Raw genomic sequence first — 15,180 nt, 5'->3', positions numbered from 1 at the left:
CCCATTAATTCGTACGTTCTAAAAGATAATCAATTAATGCTGATAGTATAGTTGTATCATAAGAAACCAAGTTTAACGCATCATGAGCTTGGCTACCTATTAAGTAGGCTTGATGTTTTGCTTGCTCTAAACCTAGTAAAGATACATAGGTAGATTTATGTTGGCGAATATCACTACCGGGTGTTTTCCCTAATTCTTCAATAGTACCGGTTACATCTAAAATATCATCAGTGATTTGGAATAATAATCCCAGGCAATTAGAATATTCCATAAGGGCTGTTCGCGTAGTCTTATTAGCACTTCCAAGAATAAGACCTAATTCTACAGAAGCGTTAAATAGTGCACCTGTTTTACCAGTATGTAAAACCTTTAATTCTTCTAAAGGAATATGTTTATCTTCACTGAGCAAATCAAAGGCTTGTCCCCCAACCATACCTTCTGGACCAGCCGCAGTAGCAACACATTGTATAGCATCTAGTTTTTGCTGTGCACTAGCAACTGTATTTGAAGTCATCAATTGAAAGGCATATGTTAATAACCCATCACCGGCTAAAATAGCAAGTCCCTCACCGTATACTTTGTGATTGGTCAAATTACCTCTGCGATAATCATCATTATCCATAGCTGGTAAATCATCATGAACTAATGAATACGTATGGATACACTCCATAGCACATAGAAATTCCTTATAATCAGCTGGCTCTTTATGAAGCATTTCCAACACAGCCTTAGTTAAAATAGGTCGTATTCGTTTGCCACCTTGCATTAAACTATAATTCATAGATTCATAAAGTTGTTCAAATTCTTGATTTGGGCTATTAAGTACTTCGCCTAACCATTGTTCAATATTTTGTTTGCTAGATGCTAAATAATCTTTGAACATAGAATCTCCTTATTCGCTGATGCGGACTTCTTCGATAATTTGTTGTACTTCATTTTCAACAGAATCGAGCATTTCAGCACATTCTTTTACCAAAGTTAAGCCCTTTTTATATTGTGATAAAAGCTCAGAAATGGTCATATCCCCATCATCTAATTGCTTAACAATATCTTCTAAGGCCTTATATTTTTTCTCATAACTTTTTAGTGATGCGGCCATCCTTGTGCGCCTCCTTTACCGTAGCAGTAATATAACCATCAGCTAGTGTAACTCGTATATCGTCATTTGGTTGTAATTGGGCAACCGAAGTAATAGGTTTGTTATCATGCTCAACCTTTGCAAAACCTTTAATCATCATTTGTAATGGATTTAGTGACTCTAACTGTTGTGCCAATAATGCTAAGCTATGTCTCTCTGCATTACATCGTTCTTTAGTTGCATTAGTTAGAGTTTGAGAAAGCTCTTGTAAGTGTGATTTTTGCTTATGTAAAAATTGCAGAGCTGGAATACCAAGTTTTCGATTAAAGAGCAATGTTAAATCTGTACGTTTTTGTTGTAGTGTATAGCGTATATATTCGTGTAAATACTCTTCTTTTTCTGTCAGCTGATCTTGTAATGTAGTAATTGGAAGTACTGCCATTTCTGCAGCATGGCTAGGCGTAGCACCGCGTGCGTCAGCAACATAATCACATAAGGTGTAATCAGTTTCATGTCCTACAGCAGAAATAACAGGAGTATTGGCCTTATAAATAGCTTCTACCACTACTCTATCATTGAAGCACCACAAGTCTTCCATAGAACCGCCACCACGACCAACGATAATAACATCTACATCGGGATCTGCATCAGCAGCAGCAATACCTTTAGCAATAATCGGTCCAGCCGTATTACCTTGTACAGGAACAGCGAATAATTTAAATTGAACTAATCGATTACGTCGCTCGCTGACATGCAAAATATCGTGTAATACGGCGCCAGATTGAGACGTGACAATACCAATGCAGCTCGCCATATACGGTAAACTTTGTTTGTGGCTATCATCAAAGTATCCTAAAGCAGTTAATTCTCGTTTTAAAGCGTCAAATTCAAGCTGCAACGGGCTTTTAGAACCTATTTGCATATCAGATGCAATGAGATTTAAACGACCCATTTTATTGTAAAAGTTAACAGATGCTTTTACAGTCACTAATAAACCATTTTGAATGGCATTGGCTAGACCCTTTTGCATAACTGTACTAGACCACATTGTCACATCAATAGCAGATTCCTCATCTTTCAAAGAAAAATACATATGACCACTACTATGACGTTTTGCATTAATGATGGTACCACTTACGTATACATTCTTTAATAGATACTCACGATCTAAAGTACGCTTTATGAGATTGTTTAATTGTGTAATGGTTAATACATTCACGATTATCCTCTAGATTCTTGTAAATAAGCAGCACCAAAAGCATTGCCTGTAGCATTATCAATAGAAAATTGTGGCTGTGCCACATGTAATTTGAGATGATTTCGTTTACAATAGGTTTCCATTCGCTTACGAAGTAAACTATTACTCATCACACCACCTACAGCGATAAGTGTACGTACAGGTTTCTCTTTAGTATGATAAGTTATCATTTTCTCTAGAGCATTTCCCATAGAAGTAAAAACAGCTCTAGCTAAATTAGCTTTATCCGTATCACTCATAGCTTCACTTGTACGGCGCATAGCAGCACTACAAGGGCCGGCAAAGCTAATCCAGCCATCTTTTACAGATGATGGCAATGGTTCATACTCTGTAGTTTGTAATGCTAACGCCTCTAAATGTTTACCTGCAGGAAATGGTAAGCCCATAGCGACACCGATGCGATCAACATATTGTCCACCTTGTAAATCTTTAGAACCGCCAACAATCTGAGATTCAAAAATCCCTTCACCTTGATAATGACAATATACTAGCTCTGTAGTACCACCTGACAGATGTAATGCCAAAAATGGATCAGTCGGAATATGTGCTAAATCTCTCAGTGCTGCTAATATATGATTCTCTTGGTGCGCAAAAATGTGTAAAGGCACATTCATAAAATGACTCAAGGTTTCCCCTTGTCCTAAACCAACCATAAAAGCCGGCATATACGAATTTTCTTCTCGCCGCGGAAAACCACTAACACCGATACCGCTAATCGGTACTTGAGGTAATTCTGACATTAGTTTAGGCAATGCCTTTGTATGCTGAAAGACCATATTTGATTGTTGTAGTCCTCGTTCACCTGGTTTTACCTCTAAGATTTTACGTGCTTCCCCTACTATGTGAAAGTCGCTATCTACAATGGCACAACTTGTGGTGTAACAGCTCGTATCAATGCCTAAGTAATATCGTTTCATTATTTACTCTTATTATATGCGTCTAAGATTGCATTAATTAATTTATAAGATGCATCAGAGCCAAACTCTTTAGCTAATTGAATGGCTTCATTAATAGCAATAGATGGCTCTAAAGGTTCCACTTTATTTGTCATTTCCCAAACGGCAATACGTAAAATAGACCGATCCACCTTATCTAGATTTGCTACCTTACGAGATTTACAGAATGGCTGTAATATAGCATCAATTGCTTCAGCGTTTGATAGTACACCCTCTATAATACTATTTGCATATGCCTTATCCATAGCTTTATGGATATTTCCTTCAGGAAATTGAACATCATTTTGATCGGTATGAAATTCATTAGCATATAACATTTGGAATGCGTATTGACGAGCTTCTCGTCGATTTCGCTTAGTTACCATGTAAAACTGGCTCCTTTTCTTTTACAATCCCTTCAATATGTACATCAACCTTAACATGATCAAGATCTAGCATATTTTTTAAGATTTGTTTGATTTCTGACTGCAGCTGTTTAGATAATTCAATAAGATTATATCCATACAATGCTTTGATATAAATGTTAATTTCAATAAACCCTTTACGATGTTTTACATTGATACCAGGTAAACTACGTTGACCAAACGCATGGGTAATACCCTCTACTAACTCATCGTAAAAGCGTGGACTTAAAGAATGAATACCAGGAATAGTACCTAAAGTTTTCGTCGCTACATCAATGATGACAGAATCTGCAATATCAATGGTATCCGTATCTAAGCCATAATTTAATTGATTGTCTGAACTCATAGAGATACCTCCTATGGTTGTTGCGGCGTTACTAAGTCATCAAAAATAATGTCTTGTACGACCACATCAATAGTTTGAACCTCAATTTCTGTATAAGATACTAAGGCCGTTTTAATACGCTCTTGTAGGCGTAAAACAACATCTGGAATACGATATCCGTATTGAATGCATACATAGAGTGTAACTAATATAGCTCCTTCATCATTAAAAGATATCTTAACACCTTCATGATCAGACTTTCGTCTAAAGAAGGTATTAACACCATCATTAAAGGTGGAGCTCATATGATGTATGCCCTTTGTATCAAGTGCAGTCATTGTTACAATTGTGGCATATACATCTTCGTTAATCTTGATTTTACCAGACTCTAGTTCAGTATTTTTCTTTGTCATACTGGCCTCTTTCAAAAAAAGCACTTGTCCCTATATATAATTACATAGACGACAAGTGCTTACAGTGCAAATGTTACGATATATGGGGAATAAGATTCCATGAAAAGATCTAGCCCCAATACATATCAATGAGTATTAGGCACGTTCGATGTATTGTCCTGTACGAGTATCAATACGAAGTACATCATCTACTTCAATGAAGAGAGGTACTTTTACAGTGTAGCCTGTTTCTAATACAGCTGGTTTATTACCACCAGTTGCAGTATCGCCACGGATGCCAGGATCTGTTTCAACTACGCGAAGCTCAACAGCTACAGGCAAGTCAAGACCGATTACGATACCTTGGAAGAACATGATAGAAACTTCCATATTTTCAAGAAGGAAGTTTTTAGCATCACCTAATTGTTCAAGGGTAAGTTCAACTTGGTCGTAAGTTTCGTTATCCATGAATGTATAAGCGCCATCAGATTCGTATAAGTATTGCATACGACGACGATCAACATGTGCTTTTGGCACTTTTTCACCTGCATTGAATGTACGCTCTACTACGGAACCAGTTTGCAAGTTTTTCATTTTAGTACGTACGAATGCAGCACCTTTACCTGGTTTAACGTGTTGGAAATCAACTACTTGCCATACATTACCGTCAATTTCAACGGTTACACCTGGACGAAAATCATTACTGGAAATCATCTAACTCTTCTCCTTTTAAATACCTATTTCAATTAACTCTTTTGGACTATGTGTCAACACCTCATAGCCGTCAGATTTGACGATGACACTATCCTCTATTCTCAATCCGATAGTACCTGTTATATAAATGCCAGGTTCTACCGTAATGATCATATTTTCTGTAAATACCGTATCGGATTTAGTATTGGCTACTGGTTCTTCGTGAATCTCAAGACCTACGCCATGCCCAGTACCATGATTAAATTCCTTGGTATATCCATGTTCTTTAATATAATCACGACAAACTGCATCAAGTTCTTTACCAGTAATACCAGCCCGAACTGCAGCTACGCCACGTTTTTGTGCTTCTAAAACTATACCATACAGCTTCTTTTGTAATTCAGAGGCAGGCCCCATTACAATAGTTCTAGTCATATCAGAATGATAACCCTTATATACTGCACCAAAGTCAAAGGTAACAAAATCACCTGCTTCAATGACCTTATCACTGGCTACACCATGAGGCATACTAGAACGATTACCAGAAGCAACAATGGTTGCAAAGGAAGGTTCCTCTGATCCACGTTTTAACATTTCTGATTCTAATATAATGCGCGCTTCGTTTTCTGTCATCCCTACCTTTAGTTGTGGTAGCAAGGCAGCAAAAGCATCATCACCAATTTTAGCAGCTTTACGCAATAAGTCTAATTCGTCTTCACGCTTAACCGCACGTAGTTTTGCAAAATTGATAGATGTAAAATTAAAGCGTTCATCTAATGTATCACATAAAGTTTCATACGTATCCACAGGCATTTGTTTGCCTTCTATACCGAATAAACCTTCGTGAATATGATGTTCATTGAATATATCTATAAGAGTATCCATAACAGTTGTTTCATATTGAATCACTGTGTACCCTTCACATTGTTTTGTTGCTTGTTCAGTATATCTGAAATCAGTAATCATAAAGGCTTTATCTTGAGTAATGATAGCAAAGCCTGTAGTACCAGTAAAGCCTGCAAAATAATGTAGATTTATAGGGCTTATTAAAATGACGCCTGTTAATTCTTGCTCTTTAATATACTGTTGTAGCAGATTTAATCCATTCATAATCATGCTCCTAGTCTATAAAGTACAATTAATCTTACCATAAAATACCTATATTGAATAGAATTTTATGCTATTTTTTAAAGCCCTCTATCTGTTCAAAGGTCAATTCCATTGCAGAACCAACCTCTTCAATGCCACTTAAATCAATATGACCAATCGTAAGACGTTTCAAATATGTTACAGTACCACCTGCAGCACCAATCATGCGCTTAACTTGATGATACTTGCCTTCTTCAATCGTTATATGTGCTGAGTGTAACGATACAAATTTAATTTCTGCCGGTTTACATTCCGTACCATCTCCAAGAAGAATTCCCTCTTTAATACGTTGTATACCTTCATCAGATAGCGTTCCTTCAAATTCTACGTAATAAACCTTAGGCACATGTTTTTTACCATTGATGATAGAATGTCCCCATACACCATCATTAGTTAATAATAAAAGTCCTTCTGTATCCTTGTCTAATCTGCCTACTGGAACAACTCCCATTTTTACGAATTCTGGAGGGAGTAAATCCATAACAACAGGGTGACTAGAATCTTCTACGGCGGTAACATAGCCCTTTGGCTTATGAAATTTTACATAATATAGTTGAGTAGTACTAACAATCTTACCATCAACAGCAACTATATCAACATCAATATCAATATGAGTATCTTTTTTCGTTGTTATACTACCATTGATGGTAACCCTTCTATCTTTTATGATTTGATGGACTTCTTTTCGACTACCATAAGCTTTATTGGCTAATAATTTATCTAGTCGCATTATGCATGACCTTGTAATACATCTACGTGTGCTGTATCATTGAGCAAGTTTAAAATATTATGATCAAATTCTCCCATGCCATTATAGAATATACGATTTATTGCTGTATTACCTTGACTAAAATTCCAACAATGACTAATGGAAATATCTAATAATTTACACAATAATGTTCGTATAGTTCCACCATGACAAGCAATGAGAAGTGTTTCCTCCTCATTATTAACATTGATGAATTCCTCTAGACCTGCCCATGCACGGTCTTGTAAATTCTTAAAGCTTTCACCATTAGGAACCTTAACTAGATGTGGTCGCAAATACATTTCATCTATCAAACCAGGCCAACGATCTTCGATATCTGAAAATAACATAGCTTCCCAATCACCAAAATTAAGTTCTCGTAAGCGTTTATCTACTGTAATAGGAGTAGTACGTTCACCGCGAATGACTTCAGCTGTAACTAAAGCACGACTCAAATCACTAGATAATATGCGATCAAATTTAACATCTTTAAGAGCCTGACCACATGCCTTTGCTTGATTTAAACCATTTTCATTAAGTGGAACATCTGTGATGCCTTGGTATTTTCCCATTTTGTTCCAATCAGTTTCACCATGGCGCACAATATACAATGTTTTCATAGTCTTCCTATACTTTCAAAATATCTGTTAATTTTTCTACTAACTTAACATTAGTATCATGATCTTTTATTGCAACGCGAACCCATTGATTATTTAATCCCATATAAGAATCACAGTTGCGAACAATCATATTATATTTTTTAAGCGCTTCATTAATCGACTCTGCTGTTATTCCTTCTTGTTCAATGTGGAACAATATAAAATTAGCTGAAGGCGGATATACAGTAATACCATTTATAGTATCTAATGAGTTATACATAAAAAGTTGCTCTTCATGTAATACTTGTTTTGTTCGTTTCACATACTCTACATCATTCAAAGCCGCCTCTGTATAGGATTGAGCTAATGTGTTAACAGACCAAGTTGGAATAAAACTATTTAGTTGCTCAATGATAAGAGGATTGCTGAAAGCAGCACCAATTCGTAGCCCTGGCACGGCATAGAATTTTGTAAAAGAATGAACCACGATAATATTATCAAACTCGTTAACTAGGGAGCGCATGGAGTATTCATTATCTTGTAATGTGTCGTTACCAACAAAATCGATAAAGGACTCATCTATAACAAGTAAACTATTAGCATCTTTCAGCATGCTTGCAATAGTACGAATATGGTTCTTATCAAGTAACGTACCATCTGGATTATTGGGATTACCTAGAAATACAATAATACGACCATCTTGCCCTTTTAACTCGGCTGCAAAAGTTTCTAATGCTAAATAAGGAACCTCAAAATAAGGTTTTCCATGTTCATCTTCCCGTGGTCTATAATAAATATCGCGTACTGGAATTCTACTTGCTTCTAAAGCAGCTTTATATTCAGAAAAACCTGGTGCGGGAACAAAAGCGCCCGTATAGCCAGGTAACCGACAAATTGCATATAATAGCTCTGCCGCTCCATTGCCAACTACAATTTGATTTTTATTCATACCATAGATATCAGCAATGGCATTTAATATATCATCATTTGTAGCATCCGGATAATGTGATATATATCGCAATTGAGGTTCTAATGCAGATAAGCCACGTTGGCTAGGGCCTAGTGGATTGATATTAGCACTAAAGTCAATAACCTCATATGGTTCAATTCGTTGTTCATGGGCAAACTGAAAGATATTGCCCCCATGTATTTTAGACATACTATTCTCTTTCTATGAAATACTTTATCGTTTGATATAAGTTAATCCTTCATTCGTAGTTTCAACCGTATCTACATAGGATAATTGTGGCAACTTACGCAAAATCTCATTCTTACAATCATTAATACGACCATAATCAACGGGGAATAATAGTCCCATAATGGTTCCGCTATGAGCGATGATTGTTCCTACACTATTATAAGAATTACCTACATCGTGAAAGTCATATAAATTAGGTTTATATAAAATACGCTGATTGCCAAAGGCACTCAATGTAGCAGCTTGGCCAATAAGCTTTATATCATGCGTTGTAAGCCCCTGTTTAAACAAATCAAAGGATTCTTGTATAATAGATTCTTTTTCTAAAATTTTATTTTGTAAATCTGCTTGTTTATTAAAGCTAACTGTATCAATGCTACCGCCTTCGTCAAAAACGAGGATTTTTAAAGGTGGGCACATACCTAATGGCTTAGAGATAGTCCCTTTAATATAATCAAACTGAGTTACACCTTGATAAAAAGAGGCATCTGTAGGCTCTACAGATAGACAAATTTGCTCAAGTTCTTTTAATGATAAATCATAGTCCATGGCCAAAGCTGTAGCCATAGCTGTTACAGAAATATCTGCCGAACTTGAAGCCATGCCTTTTCCTTGCAGAATATCAGATCTTACATACACAGGCGGGCAAATTTGATTTTTATTTTTTTGTTGGACCAACTCTTGTACTAATTTACGAGCTTGTGCAGACTTTGGTTGAAGTGCACAAAATTCTTTAGAAAAAGGTTGTATTACATTACTCAATGCATAGGAGTATCGATTAATTGGACATGTCACTAAAAATGACTGACCATCAATAGAACCTTGTAGAAATTCCCCACATGTACCTGGGGCTCTTACATAATAGGTCACATTAAACTCCTTTCACATCAAATAAAGTATACGTTCTAAAAATATTAAAACTTTGAAAATCAAAAATTTAGAGTTAGAACATAGTTGGATTATTAACTACCGTAGCTGATAGTATAGATACAATTATGCTATATACCAATATCAATAATACTTCAGTTACTTCCACAACAAATCCATATGTATCACCAGTAGTGCCACCTAACGCTTTTACAATATAGCGGTTTAATAATCGGTTAATAATATACGTAATAATCATGCTAACAATATTGATTTGGAAAATACCTATAGTAGCATATACTAACACACCTAATCCTACTAAATACCCTACATCAGGTGCTGAAAAAATTGCATAAGCACCATATAAAAGTGTATATAATACTAAACCGATTAATAGTAATAGAATAGGCATAAAGAACGTAGATATGGTGTTATAAGTAATAACATGTTTAGGTGCTAAATTAGCAAATGCTGCCCCCATCCCCTGTTCTCTAGCATATGGATAGGATCGAATACTAAAAACCATAGACCAACGGCTCATTAAAGGCATCATAATGAGTGCCATAGGTATAAATTCAGCCGATGGAATCGAAGCTAATAATTGCCATTTCAAAAGTGTAACAAATACAAAAGCAACAACTCCAAAGGAGCCTATACGACTATCTTTCATGATTTCTAGTTTACGTTCTTTTTCACGGCCGGAAAACAAACCATCGCTTGTATCCATCAAACCATCAGCATGAAGGCCACCAGTTATTAAAAACTCAGCCACAACGATAATTAACATCAATGGCATAATCGGAATAAATGGCGATAATACGCCATATAATATAGCTAATATGAGACCAATAATAAGGCCCACATAAGGAAAGGCTACAACAGATTTACCAAAGTCCTCTACAGACCATTCAGTTTGATTTACAATTTTTAAACGCGTTAAAAATTGTAGTGCTATAAAAAAAGGTGTCATTATACATTCATCCCATAGGTAATGACTGTACTAATGATAACCATTAGTATAGTCGTAACATACATCATATAAATTGTTCGAGTAATATGGTTACGGTTTAGCTTTTCAATAGGATCGCCCATATATTCACGGAAGGTCATTTTTTTGAAATACTGATTGTAACCACCTAAACGGATATGTAAGGCCCCTGCCACAGGTGCTTCTGCATACCCCCCATTAGGACTAGGATGTTTTTTTGCATCACGTAAACCGATTTCTATTGCCTTTTTAGCATCAAAGCGTAAAAAGAATGCAGAAATTACAAATAATACAAAGGTAATTCGGGCAGGAATCCAATTTAATATGTCATCAAAGCGTGCAGCTACGCGACCAAAGTACAAGTACTTTTGATTCTTATAGCCTAACATAGAATCCATAGTATTAGCAGTTCTATAAAGAATAGCCCCCATAGGGCCACCGATAATAAAAAAGAAAAAAGGTGCAATAATACCATCTACCGTATTTTCCGCAATCGTTTCTACTGTAGCCCGAGTGATTTCGCTTTCATCTAAGTCTTCCGTATCTCGTCCCACAATCCATGATAAACGTTTGCGAGCATCTACAATATTACCTTGTTTTATTAACTGACTAATGGTAAAACCTGCGCCAGCCAATGAACGTGGAGAAATGGCAATGTAGAGGATCACTACTTCGAAAGCATAGTATACCCATTCGTCTACTACTCCACCTAGCCATAACAATAAAGATACTATGATATATACCGATATAAGAATTAAACCTACTGCAATACCACCGTACCACAATTTCTTCGTATCATTATCAGTGTCTTTATAAAGAACGGCTTCAAAAAAAGATATTATACGTCCAATAATGGCCACTGGATGATATTTACTATTGGGATCTCCAATAATTAAATCCAATAAAAATGCTAAAACTGGTATGCACACAAAGTTATACTTTGAAAACCAGTGAAAAATTGCTAAATGTTCCATATATCGCCTCTACTATCCCAAGGTAGACATAATATAATCCATATCTAGATGTTCCTCCACAATATCAGCTAAGCGATTATATGCCGCATTTTTATGGTCAAAATAATGGAATACTACATCTAATGGTTGTAATCCCTTGCGTTCACGTAATTGATTGATAATAAAACGTCTAAACTCGTCATTATCAAATACACCGTGAATATATGTACCCATTACTTGATGATTACCATCAATAAAACCATCAATAACATTGACAGCCTCTTCACTGCGACTTGTAATTGTAAAGCAACGAGACACCGAATCTGCTAGTGGCGTAGTATCCCCCATATGAATTTCATAGCCTACTAATTTTTCACCCCTGAAAGTACCATTTAAAAACTGTAAATTAGATACATTGAATTGTACTTGATGGGTAGTTTTTTGAGCCTTCATAGTCGTGGAGGATTCAACAAGGCCAAGTCCTTCAATTTCCTCGATATCACCTTCCATATGATGCGGATCATAAATAGTTTTACCTAACATTTGGTTACCGCCACAAACACCGATAACAGGTGTACCTTGAGCAGCCAATTTTTTGATTTCATCAGCAAAGCCTGTATCACGTAAATATGTTAAGTCAGCCAATGTATTTTTAGAACCAGGTAATATAATTAAATCTGGCGTACCGATAACATCTCCAGGGCCTACAAAACGGACAGATACATCTGGCTCATAATTAAGTGCATCAAAGTCTGTAAAATTAGAGATTTTAGGTGTTTGCATAACTACGACCTGAATATCTTTAGTACCACTATTGCGTTTGTTCTCTAATGCAACAGAATCTTCTTCATCAATATCGAGGTTCTCAATGGCAGGAATAACACCTACCACTTTTTTACCTGTTTTTTCTTCAATAAATGTAAGAGCTGGTTCTAATAGTTTGATATCACCACGGAATTTATTGATAACGATACCTTTAATAAGATCGCGTTCTTCTGGTTCTAATAATTCTAAGGTACCAACAATGGACGCAATAGCACCACCTCGGTCAATATCTGCAATGAGAAAAACTGGAGCTTGAGTCATCTTGGCAATACGCATATTTACAATATCATTTGCTTTTAAGTTAACTTCTGCAGGACTACCGGCACCTTCGATAACCATCATATCAAAATTTGAGTCTAAGAAATCAATAGATTCTTTAACCTTATCTAAAGCGGTTAGTGAATATTTTGTATGATATTCTTTGGCACTATATACGCCAACAGGTTTCCCCATCAATACAACTTGAGACGATTGATTTCCTGTAGGTTTTAATAACACAGGATTCATTTGAACAATTGGATCAATACCAGCGGCTTCGGCTTGAGCGACTTGAGCACGGCCAATTTCATCGCCCCATTTTGTCACATAAGAATTGAGGGCCATATTTTGTGCTTTAAAAGGAACGGTCTTAAAACCTTTTCTATAAAAAATACGGCATAATGCAGTACAAAGAATACTTTTACCTACATTAGAACTCGTTCCTTGAAACATGATTTTCTTAGCCATTTATATGAACCTCCTGTGATTTCAATTCAATGGTAACACCACTAATTGTTAAATAGAGTTTATCTGCAACAGAAGCTACTGCTCGATTCACACGACCAGCAATATCTCTAAAATATCTAGCCAGTTTATTATCCGGCACAATACCTAACCCAATTTCATTGGTCACAAATATAACTGTTTTACCTTCACATGATTGTATCGAGTCTAATAAAGTGTCTAATTCTGAAAGTATTGTCTGTTCTAATCTATTAGCATCTTCTTGACCACGAATGGAGCCATAAGCCATCATGTGATTGGTAGTGAACATGGTTAAACAATCTATAAGAATTACATCTGCTGATTGACTGATATTTTCCCATTCATCAGCTAAATGTAAAGGTACTTCAAAATTATTCCATATTTTTCCTCGTCGCTCTTGATGTTTTTTGATGCGATCCACCATTTCCTCATCAAAAGCTTGGCCCGTAGCTACATAAGCTTTTGGCCCCTTTGTAGCCAATGCTAAACGTTCAGCAAATTCACTTTTTCCACTGCGTGCCCCACCGGAACACAATATAATTTGTGATTTCATAATGCACCTATACAAGAATTTATAATTTCAGTATCATTATAAGTATAACAAAGGAGCGATACTATGGAAATTATGAATATGAAACTAAAAATGATGGCTACGCTATGGGATAATACATATCGTGTTGCCATCGATGACGGACAAGGTAAATATATTGGTACTGCACGAGTAGTAGTGAATGTTCCTCTACCACCAGAAGCTTTACCTGAAAACGCACCGCAAGTTGAAGCACAACTATTAGTATTAGTTGAAGACTTTGATTTCGGCGCTGATAAAATTATAAACTTTGAAACAACATTAGCCAATTTATTAAGAGAAAAATTCCGTTATGAAATTCCTCATATCTTCTTTTACTATCCTAGCCCTCAAGATGTTTTAAACCAAACAATTTCACAATAGGTCTATAACGAGCAAAAAGCTATGTAAAATACATAGCTTTTTTTGTTTATTCAGCCCCAAGTTCTTCCTCTACACGACACAAGATAAAGCAAAGGTCGGATAGACGATTTAAGTATTTTAAATTAGATTCGTGAACACTTTCACCAGCGTCTAATACTCGCCATAAAGCGCGTTCCGCACGTCGAATAATCGTTCTAGCTACATGTAAATAAGCAGAAGATTGTTTTTCACCGGGAATGACAAAACTAGATAAAGGTTCTAACTTTGCATCAAAGCGATCAATAACTTTTTCTAAATGCTTTACATATTGCTCAGTAATTACCGGAGCGGCATTTAAACTTGCAATATCGGCCATTAATGTCCATAAGTTTCGCTCAATATCGTATAATTCAGCAGCAACACGTGGATTTTCAGCATAAGCGCGAGCCAATCCTAAAAAAGCTTGTAATTCATCGATTGTACCATAAGCTTCTACGCGTAAAGATGATTTCTGTACACGTTCGCCCGTGTATAAACCAGTTGTACCAGCATCACCTGTTTTTGTATAAACGCTACTTGCCATATGATTACCTCCTATAGATAACATGGATGTAGAAATAAAAGCTAAAGAATCCCAACCTTGAGATTATTTGTATTCAGGGAACCAAAGATGAATTTCACGAGCAGCGGCTTCTGGAGAATCAGAAGCATGTACTACGTTAGCATCCATTGTTAGGGCATAGTCACCACGAATACTACCAGGGGCAGCATCTACAGGATTTGTTGCTCCGTTTAAAGCACGTACGGATACAATTGCGTTCTCACCAGCTAACACAAAAGCAAGAACTGGGCCTGATGTAATAAAATCAACTAATTCACCAAAGAATGGCTTTTCCTTATGTTCTGCATAGTGTTCTTCCGCTAATTCACGAGGTACTTGTAAGAGTTTTAATGCTTTAATAACAAGGCCTTTACGTTCATAACGGCTAAGAATTTCACCACTTAATTGACGTTTAACTGCATCTGGTTTAATTAAAACTAATGTTTCTTGCATAATACCCTCCAGTAGATA

Annotated in this window: 20 protein-coding genes; 1 reads left to right on the top strand and 19 read right to left on the bottom strand. The window is 36.2% G+C overall.

Annotated features, from left to right (window positions below):
* Nucleotides 1-4: 4 nt before the first annotated feature.
* From E7B10_RS01615 to cobU, 17 genes are all read right to left on the bottom strand, one after another.
* Nucleotides 5-883, bottom strand: coding sequence for a polyprenyl synthetase family protein (locus tag E7B10_RS01615; protein ID WP_077708414.1), 879 nt, complete (start codon nucleotides 881-883; stop codon nucleotides 5-7).
* Between the two features lie 9 nt (nucleotides 884-892).
* Nucleotides 893-1,099 carry an exodeoxyribonuclease VII small subunit gene (gene xseB / locus E7B10_RS01610; protein WP_008713906.1) on the bottom strand — a complete coding sequence of 69 codons (207 nt, stop codon included), beginning with the start codon at nucleotides 1,097-1,099 and terminating at the stop codon, nucleotides 893-895.
* Nucleotides 1,074-2,297, bottom strand: a complete 1,224-nt coding sequence (gene xseA / locus E7B10_RS01605; protein ID WP_077708413.1) for an exodeoxyribonuclease VII large subunit — start codon at nucleotides 2,295-2,297, stop codon at nucleotides 1,074-1,076. The genes xseB and xseA overlap by 26 nt, the downstream gene beginning before the upstream one ends.
* A 2-nt stretch (nucleotides 2,298-2,299) precedes the next feature.
* Entirely contained in the window at nucleotides 2,300-3,253 is a 954-nt protein-coding gene (locus tag E7B10_RS01600) for a metallohydrolase (RefSeq protein WP_077708412.1), read from the bottom strand.
* The gene (gene nusB / locus E7B10_RS01595; RefSeq protein ID WP_077708411.1) at nucleotides 3,253-3,657 is read right to left on the bottom strand and encodes a transcription antitermination factor NusB; all 405 of its coding nucleotides are present in this window, start codon (nucleotides 3,655-3,657) and stop codon (nucleotides 3,253-3,255) included. Before nusB ends, E7B10_RS01600 begins: the two co-directional genes overlap by 1 nt.
* Nucleotides 3,647-4,042 (bottom strand): Asp23/Gls24 family envelope stress response protein, encoded by a 396-nt coding sequence (locus E7B10_RS01590; protein WP_077708410.1) that lies wholly within the window; start codon nucleotides 4,040-4,042, stop codon nucleotides 3,647-3,649. Before E7B10_RS01590 ends, nusB begins: the two co-directional genes overlap by 11 nt.
* Before the next feature lie 11 nt (nucleotides 4,043-4,053).
* Nucleotides 4,054-4,434 (bottom strand): Asp23/Gls24 family envelope stress response protein, encoded by a 381-nt coding sequence (locus E7B10_RS01585; protein WP_077708409.1) that lies wholly within the window; start codon nucleotides 4,432-4,434, stop codon nucleotides 4,054-4,056.
* Nucleotides 4,435-4,569: 135 nt separating this feature from the next.
* The gene (gene efp, locus E7B10_RS01580; protein WP_077708408.1) at nucleotides 4,570-5,127 is read right to left on the bottom strand and encodes an elongation factor P; all 558 of its coding nucleotides are present in this window, start codon (nucleotides 5,125-5,127) and stop codon (nucleotides 4,570-4,572) included.
* A gap of 15 nt (nucleotides 5,128-5,142) precedes the next feature.
* Complete coding sequence (locus E7B10_RS01575) at nucleotides 5,143-6,216, bottom strand: Xaa-Pro peptidase family protein (protein WP_101928266.1); 1,074 nt, start codon at nucleotides 6,214-6,216, stop codon at nucleotides 5,143-5,145.
* A 70-nt stretch (nucleotides 6,217-6,286) separates the two neighbouring features.
* Nucleotides 6,287-6,985: a pseudouridine synthase gene (locus tag E7B10_RS01570; protein ID WP_287510723.1), complete on the bottom strand. Its 699-nt coding sequence runs from the start codon at nucleotides 6,983-6,985 to the stop codon at nucleotides 6,287-6,289.
* A complete protein-coding gene (cobC, locus tag E7B10_RS01565) occupies nucleotides 6,985-7,623 on the bottom strand; it encodes an alpha-ribazole phosphatase (RefSeq protein WP_004697091.1) in 639 nt (212 codons plus the stop codon). The genes E7B10_RS01570 and cobC overlap by 1 nt, the downstream gene beginning before the upstream one ends.
* Nucleotides 7,624-7,630: 7 nt before the next feature.
* A complete protein-coding gene (locus E7B10_RS01560; RefSeq protein WP_008713893.1) occupies nucleotides 7,631-8,761 on the bottom strand; it encodes a histidinol-phosphate transaminase in 1,131 nt (376 codons plus the stop codon).
* 24 nt (nucleotides 8,762-8,785) lie between these two features.
* A complete protein-coding gene (locus E7B10_RS01555; protein ID WP_008713891.1) occupies nucleotides 8,786-9,670 on the bottom strand; it encodes a GHMP kinase in 885 nt (294 codons plus the stop codon).
* A gap of 73 nt (nucleotides 9,671-9,743) precedes the next feature.
* Nucleotides 9,744-10,637: an adenosylcobinamide-GDP ribazoletransferase gene (cobS, locus tag E7B10_RS01550; RefSeq protein ID WP_287510721.1), complete on the bottom strand. Its 894-nt coding sequence runs from the start codon at nucleotides 10,635-10,637 to the stop codon at nucleotides 9,744-9,746.
* On the bottom strand, nucleotides 10,637-11,629 hold the full coding sequence (cbiB, locus tag E7B10_RS01545; RefSeq protein ID WP_004695785.1) for an adenosylcobinamide-phosphate synthase CbiB: 993 nt from the start codon (nucleotides 11,627-11,629) through the stop codon (nucleotides 10,637-10,639). Before cbiB ends, cobS begins: the two co-directional genes overlap by 1 nt.
* Nucleotides 11,630-11,641: 12 nt before the next feature.
* Nucleotides 11,642-13,159, bottom strand: a complete 1,518-nt coding sequence (locus tag E7B10_RS01540; RefSeq protein WP_004697395.1) for a cobyric acid synthase — start codon at nucleotides 13,157-13,159, stop codon at nucleotides 11,642-11,644.
* Nucleotides 13,152-13,730, bottom strand: coding sequence for a bifunctional adenosylcobinamide kinase/adenosylcobinamide-phosphate guanylyltransferase (cobU, locus tag E7B10_RS01535; RefSeq protein WP_004695782.1), 579 nt, complete (start codon nucleotides 13,728-13,730; stop codon nucleotides 13,152-13,154). Before cobU ends, E7B10_RS01540 begins: the two co-directional genes overlap by 8 nt.
* A 63-nt stretch (nucleotides 13,731-13,793) precedes the next feature.
* Between cobU and E7B10_RS01530 the strand changes: the two genes are divergently transcribed.
* On the top strand, nucleotides 13,794-14,129 hold the full coding sequence (locus tag E7B10_RS01530; protein WP_004695781.1) for a hypothetical protein: 336 nt from the start codon (nucleotides 13,794-13,796) through the stop codon (nucleotides 14,127-14,129).
* A gap of 46 nt (nucleotides 14,130-14,175) precedes the next feature.
* Here the strand turns inward: E7B10_RS01530 and E7B10_RS01525 are convergent, their stop codons facing one another.
* Together E7B10_RS01525 and ndk are read right to left on the bottom strand one after the other, a co-directional pair.
* Nucleotides 14,176-14,691, bottom strand: a complete 516-nt coding sequence (locus E7B10_RS01525; protein WP_287510720.1) for a cob(I)yrinic acid a,c-diamide adenosyltransferase — start codon at nucleotides 14,689-14,691, stop codon at nucleotides 14,176-14,178.
* A gap of 63 nt (nucleotides 14,692-14,754) precedes the next feature.
* A complete protein-coding gene (gene ndk / locus E7B10_RS01520) occupies nucleotides 14,755-15,162 on the bottom strand; it encodes a nucleoside-diphosphate kinase (RefSeq protein ID WP_004695778.1) in 408 nt (135 codons plus the stop codon).
* Between the last annotated feature and the right edge of the window lie 18 nt (nucleotides 15,163-15,180).

This window comes from Veillonella sp. (assembly GCF_032470285.1).
GTDB lineage: Bacteria > Bacillota > Negativicutes > Veillonellales > Veillonellaceae > Veillonella.
This window is presented reverse-complemented; position numbering and strand designations above follow the sequence as displayed.

What these genes read in the sequence shown, in the direction of transcription:
- E7B10_RS01560 (WP_008713893.1), bottom strand. Translation starts at nt 8,761, where the DNA reads ATGTCTAAAATACATGGGGGCAATATCTTTCAGTTTGCCCATGAACAA.
- E7B10_RS01600 (WP_077708412.1), bottom strand. Translation starts at nt 3,253, where the DNA reads ATGAAACGATATTACTTAGGCATTGATACGAGCTGTTACACCACAAGT.
- E7B10_RS01575 (WP_101928266.1), bottom strand. Translation starts at nt 6,216, where the DNA reads ATGAATGGATTAAATCTGCTACAACAGTATATTAAAGAGCAAGAATTA.
- xseB (WP_008713906.1), bottom strand. Translation starts at nt 1,099, where the DNA reads ATGGCCGCATCACTAAAAAGTTATGAGAAAAAATATAAGGCCTTAGAA.
- E7B10_RS01585 (WP_077708409.1), bottom strand. Translation starts at nt 4,434, where the DNA reads ATGACAAAGAAAAATACTGAACTAGAGTCTGGTAAAATCAAGATTAAC.
- cobU (WP_004695782.1), bottom strand. Translation starts at nt 13,730, where the DNA reads ATGAAATCACAAATTATATTGTGTTCCGGTGGGGCACGCAGTGGAAAA.
- ndk (WP_004695778.1), bottom strand. Translation starts at nt 15,162, where the DNA reads ATGCAAGAAACATTAGTTTTAATTAAACCAGATGCAGTTAAACGTCAA.
- cobC (WP_004697091.1), bottom strand. Translation starts at nt 7,623, where the DNA reads ATGAAAACATTGTATATTGTGCGCCATGGTGAAACTGATTGGAACAAA.
- E7B10_RS01525 (WP_287510720.1), bottom strand. Translation starts at nt 14,691, where the DNA reads ATGGCAAGTAGCGTTTATACAAAAACAGGTGATGCTGGTACAACTGGT.
- E7B10_RS01540 (WP_004697395.1), bottom strand. Translation starts at nt 13,159, where the DNA reads ATGGCTAAGAAAATCATGTTTCAAGGAACGAGTTCTAATGTAGGTAAA.
- E7B10_RS01530 (WP_004695781.1), top strand. Translation starts at nt 13,794, where the DNA reads ATGGAAATTATGAATATGAAACTAAAAATGATGGCTACGCTATGGGAT.
- E7B10_RS01570 (WP_287510723.1), bottom strand. Translation starts at nt 6,985, where the DNA reads ATGCGACTAGATAAATTATTAGCCAATAAAGCTTATGGTAGTCGAAAA.
- cobS (WP_287510721.1), bottom strand. Translation starts at nt 10,637, where the DNA reads ATGACACCTTTTTTTATAGCACTACAATTTTTAACGCGTTTAAAAATT.
- E7B10_RS01590 (WP_077708410.1), bottom strand. Translation starts at nt 4,042, where the DNA reads ATGAGTTCAGACAATCAATTAAATTATGGCTTAGATACGGATACCATT.
- cbiB (WP_004695785.1), bottom strand. Translation starts at nt 11,629, where the DNA reads ATGGAACATTTAGCAATTTTTCACTGGTTTTCAAAGTATAACTTTGTG.
- nusB (WP_077708411.1), bottom strand. Translation starts at nt 3,657, where the DNA reads ATGGTAACTAAGCGAAATCGACGAGAAGCTCGTCAATACGCATTCCAA.
- E7B10_RS01615 (WP_077708414.1), bottom strand. Translation starts at nt 883, where the DNA reads ATGTTCAAAGATTATTTAGCATCTAGCAAACAAAATATTGAACAATGG.
- efp (WP_077708408.1), bottom strand. Translation starts at nt 5,127, where the DNA reads ATGATTTCCAGTAATGATTTTCGTCCAGGTGTAACCGTTGAAATTGAC.